Genomic DNA, 23,128 nt, shown 5'->3' with positions numbered 1-23,128 from the left:
GGGCAAGCCCGCGAACACCGGCGAAGCCGGTGCCATCCAATCCAACGCTCATCGGATTCTCCTTGAGACACACGGTTGCTGATTACGATAGTCACATGCCGCTGTTCTACTAAGCCCGCCGCAACCGGAAAAATCCCCTCGCAACGGCGTCAACCACGACGAAATGCGTAACCCACCCTTTCGGTCTGCGGCAAGTGAAGGCACAATGCGTGTCCTTTTTTTGGCCGGCCTGGCCGGGGGCCTTTAAATGATCAAGACGCCGTACTACCTCATCGATAAAACCAAGCTGCTGGGCAACATGGAGAAGATCGCCTACGTGCGCGAACACTCCGGTGCCAAGGCGCTGCTCGCCCTCAAGTGCTTTGCCACCTGGTCGGTCTTCGACCTGATGCAACAATACATGGACGGCACCACCTCTTCGTCGCTGTACGAGCTCAAGCTCGGCCGCCAGAAATTCGCCGGCGAAACCCACGCCTACAGCGTGGCCTGGGCCGACGACGAGGTCGAGGAAATGCTCGAGAACTGCGACAAGATCATCTTCAACTCGATCGGCCAACTGCAACGCTTTGCCGCTCAGTCCGAAGGCAAGGTCCGCGGCCTGCGCGTCAACCCGCAGGTCAGCAGCTCCGACTACCTGCTGGCCGACCCGGCCCGCCCGTTCAGCCGCCTGGGCGAATGGGACCCGGCCAAGGTCGAACAGGTGATCGAGCAGATCTCCGGCTTCATGTTCCACAACAACTGTGAGAACGGCGACTTCGGCCTGTTCGACAAGATGCTCACGCACATCGAAGAACGCTTCGGGCACCTGCTGCACAAGGTCGAGTGGGTCAGCCTCGGTGGCGGCATCCACTTCACCGGTGAGGACTACGCGCTGGACGCCTTCTGTGCGCGCCTGAAAGCCTTCTCGGAAAAGTACGGCGTGCAGGTGTACCTGGAGCCGGGCGAAGCGGCCATCACCAACAGCGCTTCGCTGGAAGTGACCGTGCTCGATACCCTGTACAACGGCAAGCACCTGGCCGTGGTCGACAGCTCGATCGAAGCACACATGCTCGACCTGCTGATCTACCGCCTCAACGCCAAGATGGCCCCCAACGACGGCGCGCATACCTACATGGTCTGCGGCAAGTCGTGCCTGGCCGGTGACATCTTCGGCGAGTACCAATTCGATCGTCCGCTGGCCATCGGTGATCGCCTGTCGTTCGTCGACGCGGCGGGTTACACCATGGTCAAGAAAAACTGGTTCAACGGTCTGAAAATGCCATCCATCGTGGTCAAGCAACTCGACGGCAGCGTCGAAGTGGTGCGCGAGTTCGGTTTCGAAGACTACGTTTCCAGCCTGTCGTAAGACCGGCTTTCAGTAAGGAGCAAGTGACAAATTGAAGAAGAACGTTCTTATCATTGGTGCAGGAGGTGTCGCCAAGGTGGTGGCCCACAAGTGCGCGCAGCATAACGACGAACTGGGTCGTATCGCTATTGCGTCACGGAACATCTCCAAATGCCAGGCCATCATCGACAGCGTCAAGGCCAAGGGTAGCCTCAAGGTACCCGCAGACATCCAGGCCTTCTCGCTCAATGCCCTGGATGTCGAGGCAACCAAGGCGCTGATCCGCGAGACCGAATCGCAGATCGTGATCAACGTTGGTTCCGCCTTCCTCAACATGTCGGTGCTGCGTGCCTGCATCGATACCGGTGCCGCCTATCTGGACACCGCCATCCACGAAGAGCCGGGCAAGATCTGCGAGACCCCGCCGTGGTACGGCAACTACGAGTGGAAACACCTCGAAGAGTGCCAGGCAAAGAACATTACCGCCATTCTCGGCGTCGGTTTCGACCCGGGTGTGGTGAACAGCTACGCCAAGCTGGCGCAGCAACAGTATTTCGACAGCATTGACTCGATCGACATCCTCGACGTCAATGCCGGTTCGCATGGCAAGTACTTCGCCACCAACTTCGACCCGGAAATCAACTTCCGCGAGTTCACCGGGCAAGTGTGGAGCTGGCAGAACAGCCAGTGGACCAGCAACACCATGTTCGAGGTCAAGCGTACCGACGACCTGCCGGTGGTAGGTTCGCAGAACCTGTACCTGACCGGCCACGACGAAGTTCACTCGATTTCGAAGAACCTCAACGTACCGAACGTGCGTTTCTGGATGAGCTTCGGCGAGCACTACATCAATGTGTTCACCGTGCTGAAGAACCTGGGCCTGCTCTCCGAGCAACCGGTGAAAACCGCCGAAGGCCTGGAAGTGGTACCGCTGAAAGTGGTCAAGGCCGTGCTGCCGGACCCAGCCTCGCTGGCCCCGGGCTACACCGGCAAGACCTGCATCGGTGACCTGGTCAAGGGCACCAAGGATGGCCAGCCGCGCGAAGTGTTCATCTACAACGTGGCCGACCACGAAGAAGCCTACGCCGAGACCGACAGCCAGGGCATTTCCTACACCGCCGGGGTACCGCCAGTGGCTGCCGCCCTGCTGGTTGCCCGTGGCGAGTGGGATGCCAAGCGCATGGTCAACGTCGAGGAGCTGCCAGCCGAGCCGTTCCTCAAGGCGCTGGACGTAATGGGCCTGCCGACCCGCGTCAAGGATGAAAAAGGTGATCGTCCCTGGGACGCTGAAGCCTAAGCAGCAAGACAGAGGGGCGCCATCAAGGCGCCCCTTCTGTTTTTGCAGGCCCGGCCTCTTCGCGGGTAAACCCGCTCCTACAGACCTGTGAAATGCCTGTGGGAGCGGGTTTACCCGCGAAAGGGCCGGCACAGGCTTACCTCTATTTCCGAGCCTCCAGGATCAGGTTGAACGACGTCTGCGTCGCCCGCCGGAACCGGCTGAACCCCGCCTCCTCGAACACCGCCCGCAACCGTGCTTCCCCGGCCTGCGCGCCCAGCCCCAGCCCCACCTCCTGCGACAACGAATTCGGCGTGCAGATAAACGTCGATGCCGCATAGAACAAGCGCCCAACCGGTGTCAGGTTGCCCTCCAGCGAATCCTCGGCGTAAGGCTCCACCAGCATCACCGTGCCGTCGGCCTTCAACGCGCGGTAAGCATGCTTCGCAGCCCCCACCGGGTCGCCCATGTCGTGCAGGCAATCGAAGAAGCACACCAGGTCATGGTCATGCCCCGGGTAGTCCTTGGCGCTGGCCTGCTGGAAGCTCACCCGTCCCGCCGACCCCGCCTCGCGCGCACGCTCGTTGGCGGTGGCGATGGAAGGCCCGTGGTAGTCGTAGCCAACGAAGGTGGATGCCGGAAACGCCTGGGCCATGACCAGCGTGGAAGCACCATGCCCACAGCCCACATCCGCCACCTTGGCGCCCGCCTGCAACTTGGCCACCACGCCCTCCAGTGCCGGCAACCATTCGGCCACCAGGAAGGTGCGGTAGCCCGGCCGGAAGAACCGTTCGGTGCCGCTGAACATGCAGGGGTGGTGGTCGCCCCAGGCCAGCCCGCCGTCGCCGCGCATGGCCGCGACCAACTTGTCCTTGTCATGGAACAGCGCTGCCACCACCGCCGCACCACCGGCCATGTAGGCCGGGGAATCCTCCAGCGCCAGGGCCATGGCCTGCTCTTCGGGCAACACGAAACGGCCCTTGTCATGCACCATGTAACCCGAGGCGGCCTGGGCGCTGAGCCATTCGCGCACCAGCCGCGGGTGGCAGCCGGTCTTTTCCGCCAGCGCCTCGGGGGTGGTCGGCTGGCTGTCGGCCATGGCCCGATACAACCCCAGCTCATCGCCAAGAATCACGTTGGCCAAGGTCGCCGCAGCGCCCATGTCGCCCACCAGCTTGCCCATGAAGTCGTGAAGCCTTGCCTCGTCCATGACCTGCCCTCCTCTGCAAGAAGGCCATCGCCAGCGAGGGACATTCGCTCCGGGGAGGCGGTGGTCGATTGAATGGTGTGGGCCTGCCGAGCGTTGCCCAACGCAGGCCACTTGTAAGTCTAGATGCCCTGATCAGAAGGCTTTGCCTGCCCAGCCAACTTTTCCAGTAGCACCTTGGCCAGCGCCTTGTCCGAGAACGGGTTCTGCCCGGTGATCAGTTCGCGGTCTACCACCACATTGGGTTGCCAGGCCTTGGCGTAGCCCATGTCGCCCCCTGCCATTGCCATGGCATTGGCCGGGTAGAACAACAGCCGCTGGTCCTTGAGCGATCCCTCGAACACCTGCTCCTCCGGGTCGGAGAAAATGGTCATCTTGTAGCCCTTGTACAACCAGTCTTTGGCTGCCGGCTTTTCACCACGTGCCAGCGCCGACTGGTAGCTTGCCGGATCCTGCTGGGCCGAGAGCAAGGCGATGGGGCCGTGGCAGATGGCGGCTGTGGGCTTGCCAGCCTGGTGGAAATGCCGCAGCAAGGCGCCCACGTCCGGGTTGTTGGCCAGGTCGATCAACGGCGCATGGCCGCCGGGGATGAACAGCCCGGCATAGCGCCCCAGGTCACCTGCCAGGACTTCTTTCACCGACAGGGTATCGTCAATGCCCGGCAGGCCTTGCACGACCTTCTCGATCCGGCGCATCTCCGCTGCATCACCGGCAAAGTAGCTTGGGTCGATCGAACGCTGGTCCACGCGCGGGGCATTACCCTTGGGGGTAACCAGCACCAGCTTGTAACCAGCCTTGAGCAACTGGTCGGCAGGCACGCCGAATTCGTTGAGGTAGTAGCCGGTGGCGTAGCGCTTGCCGTCCTGCAGTGGCAGCTGGTGCTCGCTGGACAACAGCACCAGCACTTCACCCTTGGGTGCGGCAAGGGCACCGGCGGCAAGCAGGGTGCCGGCAACAGCCAAGGCAAGCCGGGACATCTTGGTCATGCAACAATCTCCTGATCTGGCAAATAGGGCCTTCCGCTCACGTTGGCGGGATGCATTCATGCTAATGGCAAGGCTATGATTCGATAATTCGAAAGCTCGCATGCCTGTGATCCAGAAAATGAATATCACCAGCAAGGACCTCAACCTGCTGTACCTGTTCCATGTGCTGTATCAGGAACGCAACGCCACCCTTGCCGCCCAGCGCATGGCGCTGAGCCAGCCCGCGCTCAGCCACAAGCTCAACAAGCTGCGTCATCAGTTTGGTGACCCCCTGTTCGTCCGCGCACCCAGGGGCCTGACCCCGACTCCGCGCGCCCACGAACTGGCGCCCGAGGTAGAACGCCTGGTGGTGGGTCTGGAGGGATTCTATGAGCGCTGCGAAGGGCAGGATTTCCTCGCCCGCCCTGCCCACCTGCACCTGTACAGCACCGACTATGTAGAACAGACGCTGTTGCCCAGGCTGCTGCCGATCCTGCGCAGCCAGGCACCGAACCTGACCCTGGTCACCCACAACACCCGTGGCCAGCTACCTCGCGAAGAACTGGAGAAAGGCACCTGTGACCTGGCCGTTGCCGGGTTCTACACCGACCTGCCAGAAACCTTCCACCAACAGCGCCTGCTCACCGAACACTTCGTGGTGCTGGCCTCGCGCAGCCATCCAGGCCTGGACAAAGGCCTGGACCTCGATACCTTCCTCGCCAGCGACCACCTGCTCACTACCCTCACCGGCGACCTCGATGGCCTGGTCGACCGCGCCTTGCGCGGCCAAGGAATGCAACGCCGGGTCGTGGCAGGCCTGTCGAGCTTCGTAGCACCCACGCGCCTGCTGCGCGGTACCAACCTGCTGCTCACCTGCCTTCGCTCGCTGGCCATCGAAGCCACCGAGCGTGATGACGACCTGCTCATGTACCCGCTGCCGCTGACACTGCCAGCAGTCGAGGTGATGCAGATCTGGCACGAACGCACCCATGCCGATCCTTTGCGGCGCTGGTTCCGCCAACAGCTTTGGCGCGTAGCCCAGGAGGCAGCGGCCGGCGCAAGTAACAATTTCTAAACAACAATGTGACATTTTTTTTCAGCTTTCTCGCCAAGGAGCTGTCAAATGAAGGTCACGGTTTTCGGTACCGGTTATGTCGGCCTCACCCAGGCAGTGTGCCTGGCACAGGTGGGACACTCGGTGTTGTGCATGGATGTCGACGCCGAGCGGGTCGCCAGCCTCAATGAAGGCCATTGCCCGATCTTCGAGCCCGGCCTTGCGCCGATGCTGGAGAAGAACCTGGCCTGCGGTCGCCTGCGCTTCACCACCGACGCCAGCGCAGCGGCCAACTACGCCAGGTTGCAGTTCATCGCCGTCGGCACCCCGCCACAGGCCGATGGCAGTGCCGACCTGAAGCACGTATTCGCCGTGGTCGACAGCATCCTCGAACATGCCGACGGCCCCAAGGTGATCGTCAACAAATCCACCGCACCGGTCGGCACGGTGCAGCGCATCAAGGCACGCATCGCCCAAGCCGTGGCCGATACCAGCCGCTTCCACGTCATCAGCAACCCCGAGTTCCTCAAGGAAGGCTCGGCAGTCGATGACTGCATGCGCCCGGAGCGCATCATCATTGGGGGCGCGGAACCCGCCGAGGTAGAGCTGCTGCGCGAGCTGTACCTGCCGTTCAGCCGCAACCGCGAAAAGCTCATGGTCATGGATGCGCGCAGCGCCGAGCTGACCAAGTACGCGGCCAACTGCATGCTGGCGACCAAGATCTCTTTCATCAACGAAATCGCCAACCTGGCCGAGCACCTGGGCGCCGACATCGAAATGGTGCGCCGCGGCATCGGCTCGGACCCGCGCATCGGCTACGACTTCATCTACGCCGGCTGCGGCTTTGGCGGCTCGTGCTTCCCCAAGGACCTGCAAGCCCTGCGCCGCAGCGCCGAGGCCGAAGGCTTCGAGCCGCAGTTGCTGCGTGCGGTGGAGTCGGTCAACGAGCAGCAAAAGGGCCGGCTGTTCAGCAAGATCCAGCGCCACTACCCACGTGGCCTGCGGGGCAAGGTCTTCGCCTTGTGGGGGTTGTCGTTCAAGCCCAATACCAACGACATCCGCGAGGCCTCCAGCCGGGTCCTGCTGGAAGCGCTGTGGGCCGCCGGTGCGCGGGTGCAGGCCCACGACCCGCAGGCCATGGAAGAGATCCAGCGCCACTATGGCCCGCGCGCCGACCTGCAACTGGTGCCGTGCAAGGAGGATGCGCTGCGCGGCGCCGATGCCCTGGTGATCGTCACCGAATGGCAGGACTACCGTGTGCTCAACCTGGACAAGGTGCCGCAACAACTGGCCGACCGGGTGGTGTTCGACGGGCGCAACCTGTTCGAACCCGAGCACATGGCCGCCGCCGGCCTGACCTACTACGGCATCGGCCGTGGCCAGGTACAGCCAGCATGCCCGTACTGATTACCGGCGTGGCCGGCTTCATTGGCTACCACGTTGCACGGCGCCTGTGCGAGGCAGGCATCGAAGTGGTCGGCATCGACAACCTCAACGCCTACTACAGCGTCCAGCTGAAACTGGCGCGCCTGCAGCAACTGTTCGGCTTTGCCAATTTCCGCTTCCACACCCTCGACATTGCCCACCCGAGCGAACTGCAACAGCTGTTCGCCGGGCAGGCGTTCAGTGAAGTTATCCACCTGGCGGCGCAGGCCGGGGTGCGCTATTCGCTGGACAACCCTGGTGCCTATGGCCAGGCCAACCTGGTCGGTTTTCTCAACATCCTCGAAGCCTGCCGCCAGCAGCCCCCCCGCCACCTGATCTACGCCTCCAGCAGTTCGGTGTACGGCGCCAACGCCAAGCTGCCGTTCAGCGTCGACGACCCGGTCGAGCAACCGGTGTCGTTGTATGCCGCCAGCAAGCGGGCCAATGAACTGATGGCGCACAGCTACGCACACCTGTACCGGCTGCCAACCACCGGCCTGCGCTTCTTTACCGTCTACGGTCCCTGGGGCCGCCCGGACATGGCGTTGTTCAAGTTCACCCGCGCCATGCTCGAGGGCCGACCGATCGAGGTCTACAACCACGGCCTGATGGGGCGCGACTTCACCTACATCGACGACATCGTCGAGAGCATCGTGCGCTTGCGCCTGAAGCCGCCACTGCCGGCTGAGGGGCAACCGCCCTGCCAGCTGTTCAACATCGGCCGAGGCCAGCCGGTACGGCTGCTGGACTTCGTCGAAAGCCTGGAGCGTGCACTGGGCATCAAGGCCCGGCGCGACTACCTGCCGCTGCAAGCGGGTGACGTGCTGGAAACCTGGGCCGACGTCGGCTCGCTGGCGCGCTGGATCGACTACACCCCGGACACATCGCTGGAACACGGCGTCGACGCCTTCGTTGGCTGGTACCGGGATTTCTACCGGGTTTGAGCCGTGCAATCACCACAAGATCACAGGTAGCCTCATGACAGATCCACTTGACCTCTCGGTACTCATCCCCGCCAAGAACGAGGTCGACAACCTGCCATCACTGCTGATGGAAATACGCACCGCGCTGGCGGCTGAAGACTATGAAGTGCTGGTGGTCGATGACGGCAGCAGCGACCGCACCCTGAGCGTACTGCAGCAACTGAAAAGCCAGGGTTACCCGCAACTGCGCATCCTCCGCCACAAGCGCTCGCTGGGCCAGAGCACCTCACTGTGGCATGCCGCCCAGGCAGCACGCGGACGCTGGCTGGCGACCCTGGACGGCGACGGTCAGAACGACCCGGCAGACATCCCCGGCATGCTGGCCCTGGTGCGCGCCAACCAGGACCTGGCCGGTGGCGTCAAGCTGGTGGCCGGGCACCGGGTCAACCGCCGCGACAGCGCCAGCAAGCGCTGGGCCTCGCGCCTTGCCAACGGCCTGCGCAGCCGCCTGCTCAAGGACGCCACACCAGACACCGGCTGCGGGTTGAAACTGATCGAGCGCGCGGCCTTCCTGCGCCTGCCCTATTTCGACCACATGCACCGCTTCATCCCGGCACTGATCCTGCGCCACAACGGGCGTATGCTGGTGCACCCGGTCAACCACCGGCCACGTCACGCCGGGGTGTCCAAGTACGGCAATCTGGACCGCGCCCTGGTCGGTATCCTCGACCTGTTCGGGGTCTGGTGGCTGATCCGTCGCACCCGCCTGGACACGCATCCCCAGGAGCTCGAAGGATGACCCGAGAAACCCTGTGGTTGATCATCGGCTTCGCCGGCCAGGCCGTGTTCACCGGGCGCTTCGTGTTGCAGTGGCTGTACAGCGAGTTGAAGCGACGCAGCGTGATCCCGGTGGGTTTCTGGTACCTGAGCATGCTCGGCAGCGCACTGCTGCTGACTTACGCCATCTATCGCCAGGACCCGGTGTTCATCATCGGCCAGAGCTTCGGCTTCCTGGTCTATCTGCGCAACCTGCAACTGATCGCCCGCCACCAGGAACAGAAGGAATAGCCCTTGCCAAGGTTCAAGACGCTCAGGGCCGAACGCCTGGCCCTGATTGCCCTCGCGGTGTTGCTGGTAGGCGCGGGCATCGGCTGGCGCCAGCCGATGAATGTGGATGAGGAACGCTTTCTCGGCGTCGCCCTGGAAATGCTGCAGAGCGGCAACTGGTTCATTCCGCACCGGGCGGCGGAAATCTACGGCGACAAGCCGCCGCTGTTCATGTGGACCGTGGCCCTGTTCAGCCACCTGACCGGCTCGCCCAAGGTTGCCCTGTACCTGCCGGGGCTGCTGTCGGCGGCGACCATCACCTGGGTGCTGCATGACCTGGGGCAACGCCTGTGGCACCGGCGCATCGGCGTGATTGCCGCCTTGCTGTTCCTGGCCACCTACCAGAGCTACAGCATCCTGCGCACCGGGCAGATCGACAGCTTTCTGTGCCTGTGGGTGGCGCTGGGTTTCTACGGCATGGTTCGCCATCTGCTGCTGGGGGCGGCCTGGGGCTGGTTCTACCTGGCCTGCGCGGCCATGGGCCTGGGCATGATCAGCAAGGGCGTGGGCTTTGTGCCGGCGCTGATGCTGCTGCCCTATGCCTGGGCGGTGCGCCAGCGCTGGCACGGGGTGGTGGCCATGCCCGGCCAGGGTTGGCGCTGGAGCCTGGGGCTGCTGTGGTTGCTGGCCGGTTGCGCGGTGTGGCTGCTGCCACTGCTGATATCGATCGCCCATGGCGGTGGCGCGGCGGAGCTGGCCTACCTGAAGGAAATCCTGCTGCGCCAGACCGCCAGCCGTTATGCCAATGCCTGGGACCATCGCGAACCGTTCTGGTACTTCTTCGTCATGGTCATCCCCAAATACTGGCTGCCACTGGTGCTGGCCCTGCCCTGGCTGGTGCCGGCCTGGCGCCGGCAGCTGCAAAAACGCGACGGGCGCTTCCTGTTGCTGCTTGGCTGGGTGGCGCTGGTGCTGTTGTTTTTCAGCCTCAGCAGCGGCAAGCGCAAGCTGTACATCTTCCCGGCGCTGCCGGGCCTGGTGCTGGCCATCGCGCCACTGCTGCCGTGGCTGCTCAAGCGCTGGCTGCAGCGCCGACCGGCTTGGCGCAGGGCGTTCACTGCCGTGGCCCTGGCATGGTTCGCGCTGTGGTTCGCGCGCGGCTTCGTCGAGCCGCTGAAGGAAGGCCGCAACCCGCATGAGACCTTGATGAGTGAAGCCGCACGGGCCACCGGCGGCGCCGACTTGGTGCTGGTCGACTGGCGCGAGGGGCATTGGCTGTTTGCCCGGCAACCCATCGTGCACTTCGGCTTCACCGGCCAGTCCAAGGCAGATGCGGCCGCCTACTGGCTGCGCCACAATCCCACGGCCTTTGCCCTGATCCCGGCTTCGGAACTGGGCCGCTGCTTCGCTGCCGACAAGGCACGCAGGCTGGGCGAGACCTCGCGCGCCGAGTGGTATGTGGTCGGCGCCGATGCCGATAATGGCCAGTGCCAGGCCACAGCCCCAAGTCACGTCTACCACTTCGCCTGGGCGCACACGCCCGGCAACCTGCAAACCGCCGCGGAGCACCCCGGGAAATGACCAGCCAGACCCTGCCGGCCCAGCGCCGGCGTTGGTGGCAGCGGGTAAACCGCTGGCGCCAGGTAGCCGCCGTGACGCTGCTGGCCATGGGTGTGCTCGGTATCGAGGCCGCCCGCTCGTTCTGGCCCCAGCAGCTCTACGCCCACCTGAGCAACCGCTGGAGCGGCGACACCGCACCCGGCCAGAACATCTGGCTACCGGCCTACCAGCTGGCGATCGACGCCAAGGTGGTGGAACAAGGCCTGGGCAACCTGTCCGGGATCACCTACGACGATGACCACGACCGCTTGCTGGCCATCACCAATAGCTACCCCATGGAGCTGCTGGAGCTGAGCAAGAGCGGCGACATCCAGGCCCGCTACCCGCTGGTGGGCTTCGAGGACGCCGAGGGGCTCGCCTACCTAGGCAAGGGTCGCCTGGCCATCAGTGACGAGCAGCTGCAACGGCTAAGCGTGATACCCCTGCCCGACCACCCGCAGCCAATCGACGCCAGCCAGGCCCAGTGGATCACCCTCGGCATCAACCCGACCCACAGCAACAAGGGCTTCGAGGGCGTGACCTACGACCGCCAGCACGACCGTCTGTACGCCATCAAGGAACGTGCCCCACGGCAGCTGTTCGAGGTAACCGGCCTGGTCGATGCCTTGAATGGCGGGCCCTTGCACCTCACCGTCAATGACCGGCGTCACTGGGTCAAGCGCAGTGTTTTCGCCACCGACCTGTCTGACGGCTACTACGACGCGCGCACGGGCCACCTGCTGCTGCTCAGCGACCAGGCGAAGAACATCAGCGAACTCGACAGCGATGGCCGCTTCGTCAGCATTCGCTCGCTGCGCGCCGCTATCGGTGGACTGGGCCGCGATGCACCGCAGCCCGAGGGCATCACCATGGACAATGCCGGCAACCTGTACGTGGTCAGCGAGCCGAATTTGTTCTACCGGTTCAGCAAGCCTTGAGCTTGATGCCTGTCAGTCAAGCGAACTGGGGCCGCCTTGCGGCCCATTGTCGACAAGCCACCCACCTTGTGGGAGCGGGTTCACCCGCGAGGAATTCCACGCGGTGCATGGCACCGGCTACGCCGGTGTTCGCGGCCGATCCCACAGGGATCTGGGCAAGCTGCCAGATTTTGCACAAGATACAGAGCCTGCGCTGTTTTCATCAATCCAACATCCACCCGGCATCGCCCTCCTCCAGCACACCACCGTGATCCGTCCGGTCACCTTTACGCGCCACAGCCGCGCCTTCGATCAGGAAATGCTCCGCTCCACTCTCGATCACGGCGCCGCACGTGGTCCGATCACCCACCCTGGCAACCGCCCTGCCATTGAAGGTGTACGTGGCACTGCCACTTTCTACCTGGTTGATGCCATGTAACGGGCAGACATGGCGATGGCCTACAAGTACGACAGGGTTCATTGGGCTTCTCCTTTTGATGGCCCGGTACGAGATTCACGGTCTATCTCCTCTGGCCAATGAACCTTCGGTGCCAGGCAGTGCATGTGGCTCAGGCCATCGTCATCGTTCCAGTCACGGGGTGGGTGGGCGAACTTCGGCAGGGCTTCGGGGCCTTGCTGCATGAATAGCCGGGCGATGGCCCAGTAGGCCTCGCCTTTGTAGAGGTCATAGGTGAAGAACACGCGGTCGATGACTTCGTTGGTTTCCGGGTTGCGGATCGACAGCATGACGTTCTCGATCAGGCCACCGTGGCCGGGGGCGTAGACTCGGTAGACTTCGGCGGTTACGTCGTCCCAGTTGTAGGCGACCGGTTTGACGCCCCAGCGTTTGCGGCTGAAGATGAATATGCGGTCATATCGAAACTCGTAAATATATATCTTTTGGCGAAGCCGATTGAAGCGAATTGGTTCATCTCTAGGGGCAACGAGATCAAGCTTGATGTCAGGAATCAAAACCCATAGTAGTGCTGGGCCGATAATTACCAATGATAGGCTCAACAACCAGTCGTACCGCCAATCGTCATATAACAAATCCCAGTACAAGTAAAGCGTCATTCCAAAAAGAAAAAGCAGACCCGGAACACCGATTAGGAATATAACGCCTCGAAGGATGGTGCTGCTCCGCGGCAACTCGAGATAAACATCATCGAAATAGTTGGGTGACGGCTTGACACTCGCCCACACTTCCCGCCACTTTGGCACTTCATGCACCTTGGGAAGGTCATGGCTCCAGCCCAAAGCACGCTCCCACAAAACTTTACCATCACGCTTCACTCGTTAATCTCCCTGACACAAACCTCAACGTAGCCACTTGGTAGGCTCCTATCCGGCCAGTACATTACCAACAGCGTAGCCGCCAAGATTGTGTGTTTCCCTGTAGTCGCCATGAGCGATATCGAGCCAGAAATCTGTAGCTGACAGAGTCCAGTAGAATAAGGTTTTCGCTTCTCGTTAATAGAATATTTGCGGTCGTGGTCGGGGATTCGTGGTGATGTAAAGCTCGAAAATGAAGAGAGCGGCGATAGAGGCTCTTCAGAGTTCGCAAAAAAATTGCCCGAAGCAATAGTTTCCCCACCAACGTAATCAGGGTGATTGCCGTCACCGTAACGATGCACTATCAATTTCCAACGATATCCCGAGGACCGCTCATCGTACATAGGCAAAGCGATTAATAACTTTAGCTTCCTAATTGTTTCGACACTAATCAAGCCACCGATTTTCGGAAGTCCTGGATCAGTTGCCAAGCGCGACTCAAAACTTAACTTCGCCTGAACGCCTAGCGTGGCAGCATTGAGTTCGGCAAAAGCGATATCCGCATGTTCTGGAGCATTCCAATGAATGCTCGGCTTTTCGTCTGCTTTTCCAAAGCAGCACCGCCTTACCCACCGCTCCAGATCAGTTGATTCATTTTCCTGAGCCCGTTTGCTTAGTTGATAAGCAGCAAGCGTGAGGGCTATCGCCAGTCCCAGCGGGCCGAAAAACAAGGGCTTGAGTACTGCAACACTAAACACCATAGTGCCCGAGCCATATAAGAGGAATGAAAAGAAGTGTTGGTTCCTCGCTGCATCATCACCCGCAGCGGCGGTGCGCCTCATGGCATTGATTGCTTGAGCCGTATCAAAGCCCCCTGCAACCGAACTCACCAAAGCACCAAGCCTTATCAAGGCTCCCCCAGTGACTGCGACACCCTTTGCCGACGCCAAATTCAGTGGACCAGCGCTTGATCTCAAAATGAGCCCAACCAACTCGACTTGCCCTCCCAGCACGCCCAACTGAGATCCTTGCAACGCCAACTTGGCCTCATACGCCTTCGGCCCAATCTCCGTTTCCGCCTTTTCCTGATTCCTGCCCAGGCTATCCTGCTGCAAATACAACCCGCCTATCGCCAGCAGGACCTCCCAGCTGCCAGCAATCCCGCGCAACCCGGAAAAACCGGTTTTTACCAATCGGGCCGCCTGCTGCGTCGTGATCTTCATCCCGTGCAATAACCTGCGCGCATCGGTTTCCAACGTCCCCGCTGCCACCGAGATATCCAGCAGGGCAAGCTGCGCCGCGCTGCTCGCCTGGGTCACCCCCATGTTGGCTTCCTTGAACAACCGGCCGTGCACCTCCTCGGCCTTGCCTTCGACCCACACCGTCACGCTGATCATCGTATTGGTGAACCGCGGGTCGAGCACTGCCAGGCTCATCAGCCCGTGCTGGATAATCGGCTGTACTTTGCGCATCGACTTCATCGAGCCAAACTCGAAGTCATCGATGTTGCGATGCATCCGGTCTCGTGCCTCGCTGATCGACGCGTTGGCCTTGTGCTGCAACTCCCGGAGGTGGGCACTCTGCAAGGCGTAGTACTCGCCCAGCTTCATCTTCACTTCCAGCTCGATCAGGTGCACGCCGTTGTAGAGAAACTGCGTGGCGCTGTTCAGGTGCCGCACGGCCTTCTGAATGCCAGGCGACAGACATGGCGCCAGCCGCTGACTGGCCGCATTGAGCGCACCCTGCGTTTCAGCAATGGCCTGCTTTAGGGTGTTGCGCATGCGCAGGCCGGCGTCATCGCTGGCGATGATCTTGCTCAGCATGCCGTAGAGCTTGTCGCTGTCGTTCCAGTTGATCGCTTCTGTGGCGGAGAAACTGGGCAGCAGCCCGGCCAGCAATGACTGGTCGCGCATCAGCAAGGCGCGGTAGGGCGGGCTGTCCGGATCCTGCAGCCATTTCAACCAGAGCAGTTCGCTGGTGCCGGATGCGGGAACATGCGGTTCAAGGCGGAGGACGACAGCTTCCGTAACGCCGCCACCCAGGCACAGGGCCATGGTCTTGGCATAGGCCACCCCGGACTCACGATCGTTACCGTCGTAGTCGTACGCCTCGGCCACCTTGAACATGGGCGTATCGAACAAGGCAGCGTACGCCTTTGCATCCTTGTCGATGTAACGCTGAAACTCGCGCTCCTGCTGCTCATATTCAGCCTGGAACGCGGCCCGCTGCGGTTCGTGGTAGCGCTCTTCAAGCCGCTCGTCACTCTCCTGCTGCGCACGCTCGACCAATAGCTGCCGCTCGACTGCCGAGTCGGTGAACACCGGCGGCCCATCGCCCGTCATCGGTTCCAGCGACGGCACCTTCTGCGCCGCCCATTCCCTGTGCGTGGCACGAATGATCTGCAGGATCTGCGAGGTCTGCAGTTGATAGGCCCGCATCGGTTCTTCACGCCAGGCCTGACGCTTCAGTACCCAGTTCAGGCGCTGATGGTTGTACTCCTGAATCAGCCCGACGGTGTCGTCGAGCACCACCGCCAGCACGCCGTTTTCCAGCTTGTGCCGGTTGATCGCATTGACCAGATACCCACGCAGGGCGAACCGGCGCAACCAGCGGCTGTGGAAGCCATGCGCACTGTCGAAGGGGGCACAGCCATGCTGGGCATACTCGAACACCTGCTGGTCGACCCCAAGCTTATCGGGCGTCATGGCGATGCCTAGGAGTTCGGGATTGCTGCGTGCCTGAATCAGGTCCAGGCCCTCGAAGCGATGCGCAGGCGACGCGCCGCTCTTGTAGGCGTTCAGCACGCTCACCGGCCAAGGATCGCTGGAGAAGGCCAGCCAGGCGCTGGCGTACCTGCTGGTATCGATGTTGAGAAAGGCCGAAGGAATGTCGTGATCTGCGTTCACGCATTTTTCGGGCAGCGGCGAAGGCGGGCCGTCTGGCGGCTCATAAGGATTAAAGCGGCGCAGATGACCTTGCTCGCTGACGGCATAGGCGTGCCAGACCTGCTGGTCGAGCAGGACATACAGGTAGCCCCTGCGCAAAGTGCGCAAGCCGATCTTTGTCGAGATATGCCGGTTATCCGCCACGGTGGAGACACACCCGGGGCGGGTATCCGGCACCAGGGCGCGACGCAGCGGCAAGATCGGCAGGCCCTGCCGCTCGCAGGACATGCACTGGTCGTGTGGCAGCCCGGCTTCGGCGATCGCGAGGGCAATACGTTGGCTGATGGTCATAAACGACTCTCGGATTTCGGCAGGCATTCGATCAGTTGGCGCCATTGCCCCTCGGAGTAGCGGGCGAGCAATGCGGCAAGAGGCGCCTGACCTCTGGCAGCTGCGTCGATCATTTCGCCCACCACAGGTACGGTATGCAGCCTAGGGTGAATGCACAGGTGATGGAGAGCGAAGGCCACGATGTCCTCCATCTCGCTCAGGCCCAACCTGCGTGCATCATCGACATGGTTCGAAGCACGCACCGCAGCAAACGGTGGAATCTGACACTGATTGATATGCTGCGAACCCGCCCGCAACACTCTCCAGGTAGCCAGCACACGTTCGATCAGCCCCACGTCATCCTGAATTCGCCGCGCAGGGGGCGGCAAAGGGTGTCGCTGCCCGCTCTGCCCTTTCAGGCTTGCCAACCTCCCACCGCTACTCAGGAACAACCAATCACTGATCGGCCACCATGGGCCTTGTTCAAGCCGCTCGAACGTCGCCGCCAGCAACTCCAGACGGACGGGTTCGTAGACCGGGTAGCAGCCAAATTCCCGATTGGAATCGGGCAGCCGACACAAGGCCGTGAGATGGGACGCGACAGCGGCCGAAGGTGCCTCACTGAACAGCCAGCCACACAGGTAACGCCGTTGCTGAAACAACGCCCTCTGCGCTGCCCGGGCGGTCAGTTCCAGCAAACGGCGACTGGGGACAGTGCCGGGCGAAGCCAGGCAGACCAGTACGGGATGCAGTTGGGGGGCATGGGCCAGGTCGGCCCGGTACACACGGGCCAATGCCTGCTCACCCAGGGCATTGCGCAGCGGGGCAAGCAAGGCGTGGTCGCCATCGTGAGCAGTCGCAAGCGGGTCTATCAGCACATGGCAGTACAAGTGCGCCCGATGGTGGCTTTCGATGAGCCTGACCAAGTCATCAGTGTCCATCAGACCTTGGCCTCGCACTTGTTGCTGGCGTCAGGGGTAAGCATGAGTGACTGGCTATTTCCAGCCCCTGACGTAGCCGCGCTGGTTGGCCCCAGCAGGTCGAGTTTCAGCCCATTGATGGTGATGCCCTGCTCATCCAGTACAATGCTACCGCCCACGGTTCTGAACTCGATGCGCTCACTGGCGCGCACCTGATAGGTCGTCGTACGTTGCTCCATGCCCTGCCCGACGGTGACCTTTTGCACACCTTTGACGACAAGCTCGGCGTCCTTTCCGACAAAGACCTGGTGATTGGCCCCCGTTGATTCGCTACGGTCGTTGCCTACCTTCTCGATCAGGTCATGCTTGATGTCTACGCTGCAGGTTTGCCCGATGAGCTGGGTATGGTCACGCCCGGTTTCCTGGCGGAAGTCATTGCCGATATTCAAGTGCTCATCATTGCCGACCTGCTCGACACGATTACGCCCGACACGCGTGGTCTCATCATTACCGACTACATTGTTCTGGTCCCGCTGGGCATGGATGAACACTTCTTCCTTGCCCAGTTCGTCCTCGAAGCGCAGCTCGTTGAAGCCATCGCCCTTGTGGGTCTGGCTCTTGATGGTCATGCGAGTCTTGTGTTCGGGCAGGTCGTACGGCGGCAACTGGTTGCCGCAGTAGGTACGCCCGGTGATCATCGGCTGGTCGGGGTCGGCGTTGACGTACTGGATGATCACGTCCTGGCCGATGCGCGGAATGGCCATCGAGCCCCAGCTGCCGCCGGCCCAGCCTTGCGACACGCGCACCCAGCAGGAGCTGAATTCGTTGTTCTCGCTCTCCCGATCCCAGGGGAAGCTGACCTTGACCCGGCCCCACTCGTCGCAGTAGATCTCTTCCCCGGGCGGCCCGACGACGGTGGCCATGTGTGGGCCGTCGATGCGTGGCTTGGGCAACGGCGCCGGACGCCATTCGATCCGGCCGGGTACCAGCACGGCTTCCTGCGAGTAGCGCGTTCCTTGTTCGGCTCCGGCAGCTTCTTCTTGCAAGCTGGTGAATTGGCTGCCCTCGTGATGTATACGCATCACACGCCAATGTGCGTTGAGGTCTTTGCGCGGATGTTCGATGAGGGTGAAGCTCAGCCCCGGTTGCAGGCGGACATCGTCACCCTCGACTTCGGCAATATGGGCGTCATGGCGCAGGGCCGTTAGACGGGTGGCGGTGAAGGGTACACCGACCGCATCGCGCTTGTAGCGGCCGGGGTAATCGAAGCGCTCATAGTCCCGGGACTGATGGGTGATGCCACTGTCACCTGCGCGGTGTTCCTGCCGGTACTGCGGATTGGTGAAGGTGTAGTCCCGCTGCACCTGGCGTGCGGTGCGCACCTGTTCGCTGTAACGCAGGCGGCGCAGGCAAGGCCTGGCCTGGTCACCACCGCTGTTGGCGCGGTACAGCACCTGGTCGGGGCCGATGTCGCCTTCATCGAAGAAGACATCATCCTCGTCGTCGGCCTTGATCGCGCTCCGGCTGATCTGCCCCAGCGCCAACAGTCGGTCAGTGATGACCAGTTGGTGGTGTTTCGGCGTGTGCTCGAAGCGATAGACGAAACCCTCTTCACCAGCCAAGCGGGCGATGAAGTCGAGGTCCGTTTCACCGGCCTGTACGCAGAACTCGCGCACCTGATGCTCGCCCATACTCTTGATTTCGAAACGGGCAATGCCCTGGCGCTTGAGCATCAATTCGAGAATCTGCGGCACGGTTTTCTGCTGGAAGATGCGCCAGTTCGAACGCAAGCCGGCACGGGCCAGCACGGGCTCGACCAAGGCGCGGTAACGGGTGCGATAGAACCCCGTCTCACCCTGGCTGAAGCTGCTGACCAGGCCGTGCACATAGCGCAGGGGGCGCTCACCGCGCCAGATCGTGAACAGCACCGGCTTGTCGAGCAACTGGCCGAAGTCGACATCGTCTTCGAAACTGATCAACTCCAGCTTCAACTGGAACGGTGTGCTGATGGCTTCGTCGAATTCGAACGAAACCACTTCGAACTCATGCTGGCCAGCCAGCGGCTGGAAGGTAAAACGCAAAGCGGATTGGCTAGGCATGTGGATTCCCCCTGCTACTGCTGCAAAATGCCGTTGAGCGATTCCAGAACCTCGGCGGTGATCAAGCTCAGGCGGTAGCTGTAGTAGCAGTAGGCGCAGACCATGGCGATAGCAGAGATCACCAACGGGCTCCACCAGGGCCATTCCCAGCGCCGCATGCGGTGTGGGCGATGGACGACGTTGGTATAGGGATCGCCCGGGAATTCCGGCGCGGGGCCGCGCAGTTCACGAATGACCCTGTGCATCCGCGAAATCAGGGCGTTGATGATTTCATCGCACTTTGGGTCTAGGGCGTACTTGCCCTTCAGGCCCAGGCAAAAGCAGAAGTACAGGAACTCCAGCACATCCTGGAATTCCTCGGGCGACTGCATCATCCGCTCCAGCAACACGAAGATCTTCTCGCCACCGTGAGTTTCGTCATGGAAGATGCTGAGCAGTGGTTCTTGGCTCCAGCACGAATTGTTGCCCCAGGGTCGGCTCATCACGGCCTCGTCCAGATACAGGCACAAGGCATAGGAATAGACTTCGAGATGCGCAGTGGAATAACCGTGCTGCTGTATTTCCTCGCGGATGGCGCTGACCTGGGTCTGCAGGGTCTTGTGCACGTATTCGATGTTGGGCAAGTCATCCAGCGTGCGCAGGCGCATGACCAGGCCGAACAGCGGGTTTGCCGCGTCAAGCATCAGGTTGGCGAAGCCGCCGCGTAGCTGGAAGTCCGGGTCGGCCGGATAACCCTCATGACCTGCGCGCCTGCCCTGACCGGGCGGATAGGGTGAATCGGTGCCCTCCGGGACATCGAGCATGGCATGCAGGCTGTTTTCAGTTACGTCATGGGCAGTGTTGGCTGACTGGAATTTTCCAGGAGGAACAGCAGATGGGCCGGGCATGAAGAGGTCCTTGTCTTCCAGTAGACTGAAGACATGAACACTATCGGGGAATCAATTCTTCGAGGAGCTTGGGGCGTCCCAAAACGTTGTAGGAATTTTCTCCTTTTCTCCTTTTCTGGACGCCTCAGCAGTTGATCGGTTACCCCGAGTCCCAGCTATTGTCGCCGTGATGCCGGAATTCTGGGGCCGCTTTGCGGCCCTTTCGCGACGCAAGGCCGCTCCTGCAACGACTGCGCCAGCCCTCGTGTGGGCGGTGCAGCGCCGCAACCGTTCAATCAGCCAAACAACCTGGCCAGAAAACCCAGCTTCTTCTTGTACGAGCGCCGTGCTTCCAGCGCATCCTCCAGGCTCACCGCCAGGAACCGCGCCTGCTGGTTGGGCTGCATCTGCCCGATCAGGTCCAGGTCGGCGCTGATCACCGTGCCGATCATGGCGTAGCCGCCACCCGACACCGCATCACGGTGCAGGATGATCGGCTCCAGCCCCGCCGGTACCTGGATCGAACCGATCGGGTAGCAGCTGTCGACGATGTTCGAGGGGTCCGAGCCGGCCCCGAACGGCTGCTCCCGCGGCTGAAAGCTCAAGGCACTGCCGCCCTTGTAGCGATAGCCAATACGGTCTGCCTCGGAACCGACCGTCCAGGCCTCGGTGAAAAAGCTCTGCGCCGCAGCCTTGGTCAGGCGGTGAAAATACAGCCCCGGCACCACCCGCAGCACCACCTCGCCACCCAGGGCCTGGCGCAAGGCCATCGGCAGGCTTGCACCGGCGCGGGTCTTGCCGCTGGCTACGCCGACCGGCAACAGGTCGCCCGCCATCAGCTTGCGCCCATGGAAGCCACCCAATGCACCCAGCGCATAGGTTGAGCGGCTGCCGAGCACCTCGGGTACATCGATACCACCGGCCACCGCCAGATACGCCCGGGCGCCTGCGGTAGGGAAGCCGAAACGCAACACCTGCCCGGCACGCACGGCAAATGCGGTGTCCGGGCGTTGCTCGCGGCCATCGAGCAAGGCTGGCATCTGCGCACCACACACCGCCACCAGTGCATCCTGCTGAAACTCCAGCTCCGGCCCCACCAGCGCGCACTCCAGGCCCGCGGCGCCGGCCGGGTTGCCCACCAGGTGGTTGGCCGCCCTCAGGGCGTACTGATCGAGCGCGCCGGACGGCGGGATGCCCAGGTGGTAGTAGCCTTCGCGGCCCAGGTCCTGCACCGAGGTAGCCAGGCCGGGTTTGAGTACCTTGATCATGCCAGCACCTCTTGCAGGGTCCGTGGATAGCCGACCGGGTCGGCGAGGAACGCGTCCAGGGAGAATTCCACCGGGCGAATGCGCAGGTCGAAACGGCCTTCTTCTACATCCGCCACCGCCTGGTCGTAGGTACGGCGATCGATGGGCTTGAACTGCACGATGTCTCCCGGGCGGAAGAACACCATATGCTCCTTCAGGTAGTTCAGTGTCTGCTGCGGGTCGTAGATCGGCGCCGGGGTCACGCCGAACATCTGGTAGCCGCCGGCCCCGCGCACGGAATAGATGCACCCGAAGCAGCCGCCATGGCCGAGGGTGAGTTTGGGAGTGTCCGTACGCGGGCGCAGGTACTTGGGCACCTGCAGTTGCCGCTCGCGCTCGACCATCTGGAACATGAACGGCAGGCCAGCGACGAAGCCCACCATCGACACGAACCACGGTGCGCCGCTGTGTGCGGCAATGAATGCCTCGACATCGGCCAGGCCGTTGACCCGCGCGGCGTACTCCAGGTCGGTGCTGCCCGGGTCCTGGTGGCGGTCACGAAAACGCATCAGCGTTTCATGGGTCCAGGGGTCGTTGTACAGCACCGGAATCTCGATGATCCGCGTCTGCAACGAGCGCTCGGCCACCGCCTGCGCTTCAGCACCGCGCACCGCTGCCAGCAGCGCCTGCGGGGCGATACGGTCCGGGTCGAAGCGGATCTGGAACGAGGCGTTGGCCAGGCACACATCCAGCACGCCATCCAGGGCCAGCCGTTCCACCGCACGGGTGACGGCCATACCCTTGAAAAAAGCCTCCAGCGACATGCTCTCGCTGACTTCGGCAAACAGGTGCTCGTCGGCGCCAAAGCTGTAGCGGATCGGGGTTGTAGCAAGCGGTTCGGCCATGACTGTTCCTTTTCTTGGAGTCTTTATAGAAAGGCAGGCGAAAGCAAACTGCACAGGCTCAGCGTGGCGCGCGTACCACGATACCGGCAGCGTCCAGCGCCTTGCGCGTGGCCTCCACCAGGTCGAGCGCACCTGGGGTATCACTGTGCAGGCAGATGGAATCGAACGCGATGGCCAGGTCCCGCCCCTCGACCGTGCGCACCACGCCTTGCTGGCAAGCCCGCAACACCCGCTCAGCAACGGCCCTGGGCTCGTAGCCCCGCACATTGCGGGTAAACACGATCGACCCGCTCAGGTCGTACTCGCGGTCGGCGTAGAACTCGCGAATCACCGGCTGGCCCAGTGCCTGGGCAATGCGGCAGATCACCGAACCCGGCATGCAGTACAGCAGCAGCTCCGGCTCGATCACCCGCAGGTTTTCCACCAGCAGCCGCGCGGCTTCTTCGTCACGTGCCAGATGCATGTACAGCGCACCGTGCGGTTTGATGTGCTGCAGGCGCACGCCTTGGGCGCGGGCAATTTCACGCAGTGCGCCGAGCTGGTAGAGCATGTCGTCGACCAGTTCCTGGGCCGGGGCATTGATGTGCCGGCGGCCGAAGCCGACCAGGTCGCGGAACCCAGGGTGCGCCCCCACAGCAACGCCTAGGGCCTTGGCCCGCTGGACGGTGCGGCGCATGGTGCCGGGGTCACCGGCATGGAAGCCGGTGGCGATGTTGGCCGAGCTGATGTAGCCCATCAGCTCGTTGTCGACGCCGTCGCCAATGGCCCACGGGCCAAAGCCCTCCCCCATGTCCGAGTTGAAATCCACCACCTGCATGACTGTCTCTCCTGGCGCTTGTGACTGCATGCAAGCCACGTTAGATTCTC

The 23,128-nt window shown here is 62.3% G+C and carries 20 protein-coding genes; 9 read left to right on the top strand and 11 right to left on the bottom strand.

Features of this window, described 5'->3' with window-relative positions; translation table 11 throughout:
• Positions 1–247 precede the first annotated feature (247 nt).
• Positions 248–1,345, top strand: a complete 1,098-nt coding sequence (locus tag MKK04_RS12400; RefSeq protein WP_063914814.1) for a carboxynorspermidine decarboxylase — start codon at positions 248–250, stop codon at positions 1,343–1,345.
• A gap of 31 nt (positions 1,346–1,376) precedes the next feature.
• Positions 1,377–2,621 (top strand): saccharopine dehydrogenase family protein, encoded by a 1,245-nt coding sequence (locus tag MKK04_RS12395; RefSeq protein WP_021782415.1) that lies wholly within the window; start codon positions 1,377–1,379, stop codon positions 2,619–2,621.
• A 142-nt stretch (positions 2,622–2,763) separates the two neighbouring features.
• Here MKK04_RS12395 and MKK04_RS12390 read toward each other — a convergent pair whose 3' ends face one another.
• Together MKK04_RS12390 and MKK04_RS12385 are read right to left on the bottom strand one after the other, a co-directional pair.
• The gene (locus tag MKK04_RS12390; RefSeq protein ID WP_241106697.1) at positions 2,764–3,810 is read right to left on the bottom strand and encodes a class I SAM-dependent methyltransferase; all 1,047 of its coding nucleotides are present in this window, start codon (positions 3,808–3,810) and stop codon (positions 2,764–2,766) included.
• Positions 3,811–3,929: 119 nt separating this feature from the next.
• Positions 3,930–4,793 (bottom strand): type 1 glutamine amidotransferase domain-containing protein, encoded by an 864-nt coding sequence (locus MKK04_RS12385; RefSeq protein ID WP_241106696.1) that lies wholly within the window; start codon positions 4,791–4,793, stop codon positions 3,930–3,932.
• Positions 4,794–4,911: 118 nt separating this feature from the next.
• Here MKK04_RS12385 and MKK04_RS12380 point away from each other — a divergent pair, with 118 nt between their 5' ends.
• From MKK04_RS12380 to MKK04_RS12350, 7 genes are read left to right on the top strand one after another with little or no spacing between them, the layout of a single operon-like run.
• Entirely contained in the window at positions 4,912–5,847 is a 936-nt protein-coding gene (locus MKK04_RS12380; RefSeq protein WP_233694174.1) for a LysR family transcriptional regulator, read from the top strand.
• A 48-nt stretch (positions 5,848–5,895) separates the two neighbouring features.
• A complete protein-coding gene (locus MKK04_RS12375; protein WP_063914818.1) occupies positions 5,896–7,233 on the top strand; it encodes a UDP-glucose dehydrogenase family protein in 1,338 nt (445 codons plus the stop codon).
• Positions 7,221–8,195: an NAD-dependent epimerase/dehydratase family protein gene (locus MKK04_RS12370; RefSeq protein WP_207834951.1), complete on the top strand. Its 975-nt coding sequence runs from the start codon at positions 7,221–7,223 to the stop codon at positions 8,193–8,195. Before MKK04_RS12375 ends, MKK04_RS12370 begins: the two co-directional genes overlap by 13 nt.
• Before the next feature lie 34 nt (positions 8,196–8,229).
• Entirely contained in the window at positions 8,230–8,973 is a 744-nt protein-coding gene (locus MKK04_RS12365) for a glycosyltransferase family 2 protein (RefSeq protein ID WP_241106695.1), read from the top strand.
• Positions 8,970–9,242 (top strand): lipid-A-disaccharide synthase N-terminal domain-containing protein, encoded by a 273-nt coding sequence (locus tag MKK04_RS12360; protein ID WP_201201464.1) that lies wholly within the window; start codon positions 8,970–8,972, stop codon positions 9,240–9,242. The genes MKK04_RS12365 and MKK04_RS12360 overlap by 4 nt, the downstream gene beginning before the upstream one ends.
• Positions 9,243–9,245: 3 nt before the next feature.
• Positions 9,246–10,802 carry an ArnT family glycosyltransferase gene (locus tag MKK04_RS12355; RefSeq protein WP_233687405.1) on the top strand — a complete coding sequence of 519 codons (1,557 nt, stop codon included), beginning with the start codon at positions 9,246–9,248 and terminating at the stop codon, positions 10,800–10,802.
• Positions 10,799–11,758 (top strand): SdiA-regulated domain-containing protein, encoded by a 960-nt coding sequence (locus MKK04_RS12350; protein WP_233694177.1) that lies wholly within the window; start codon positions 10,799–10,801, stop codon positions 11,756–11,758. Before MKK04_RS12355 ends, MKK04_RS12350 begins: the two co-directional genes overlap by 4 nt.
• A 202-nt stretch (positions 11,759–11,960) precedes the next feature.
• Here the strand turns inward: MKK04_RS12350 and MKK04_RS12345 are convergent, their stop codons facing one another.
• From MKK04_RS12345 to MKK04_RS12305, 9 genes are all read right to left on the bottom strand, one after another.
• Entirely contained in the window at positions 11,961–12,218 is a 258-nt protein-coding gene (locus MKK04_RS12345; protein WP_207834959.1) for a PAAR domain-containing protein, read from the bottom strand.
• Complete coding sequence (locus MKK04_RS26545; protein ID WP_325176032.1) at positions 12,215–13,030, bottom strand: DUF6708 domain-containing protein; 816 nt, start codon at positions 13,028–13,030, stop codon at positions 12,215–12,217. The genes MKK04_RS12345 and MKK04_RS26545 overlap by 4 nt, the downstream gene beginning before the upstream one ends.
• The gene (locus tag MKK04_RS12335) at positions 13,027–16,245 is read right to left on the bottom strand and encodes a T6SS effector BTH_I2691 family protein (protein WP_241106694.1); all 3,219 of its coding nucleotides are present in this window, start codon (positions 16,243–16,245) and stop codon (positions 13,027–13,029) included. Before MKK04_RS12335 ends, MKK04_RS26545 begins: the two co-directional genes overlap by 4 nt.
• Entirely contained in the window at positions 16,242–17,165 is a 924-nt protein-coding gene (locus MKK04_RS12330) for a hypothetical protein (RefSeq protein ID WP_241106693.1), read from the bottom strand. Before MKK04_RS12330 ends, MKK04_RS12335 begins: the two co-directional genes overlap by 4 nt.
• Positions 17,165–19,243, bottom strand: a complete 2,079-nt coding sequence (locus tag MKK04_RS12325; RefSeq protein WP_207834971.1) for a type VI secretion system Vgr family protein — start codon at positions 19,241–19,243, stop codon at positions 17,165–17,167. Before MKK04_RS12325 ends, MKK04_RS12330 begins: the two co-directional genes overlap by 1 nt.
• A 14-nt stretch (positions 19,244–19,257) precedes the next feature.
• The gene (gene icmH, locus MKK04_RS12320) at positions 19,258–20,130 is read right to left on the bottom strand and encodes a type IVB secretion system protein IcmH/DotU (RefSeq protein ID WP_241106692.1); all 873 of its coding nucleotides are present in this window, start codon (positions 20,128–20,130) and stop codon (positions 19,258–19,260) included.
• A gap of 275 nt (positions 20,131–20,405) precedes the next feature.
• A complete protein-coding gene (locus MKK04_RS12315; RefSeq protein ID WP_207834976.1) occupies positions 20,406–21,377 on the bottom strand; it encodes a biotin-dependent carboxyltransferase family protein in 972 nt (323 codons plus the stop codon).
• Complete coding sequence (locus tag MKK04_RS12310) at positions 21,374–22,261, bottom strand: 5-oxoprolinase subunit B family protein (RefSeq protein WP_241106691.1); 888 nt, start codon at positions 22,259–22,261, stop codon at positions 21,374–21,376. Before MKK04_RS12310 ends, MKK04_RS12315 begins: the two co-directional genes overlap by 4 nt.
• Positions 22,262–22,319: 58 nt before the next feature.
• Complete coding sequence (locus MKK04_RS12305) at positions 22,320–23,078, bottom strand: 5-oxoprolinase subunit PxpA (protein ID WP_241106690.1); 759 nt, start codon at positions 23,076–23,078, stop codon at positions 22,320–22,322.
• Between the last annotated feature and the right edge of the window lie 50 nt (positions 23,079–23,128).

This window comes from Pseudomonas sp. LS.1a, from assembly GCF_022533585.1.
Lineage (GTDB): Bacteria > Pseudomonadota > Gammaproteobacteria > Pseudomonadales > Pseudomonadaceae > Aquipseudomonas.
Note: the sequence above shows the minus strand (reverse complement) of the source record. Positions and strands in the feature narration are given on the sequence as shown.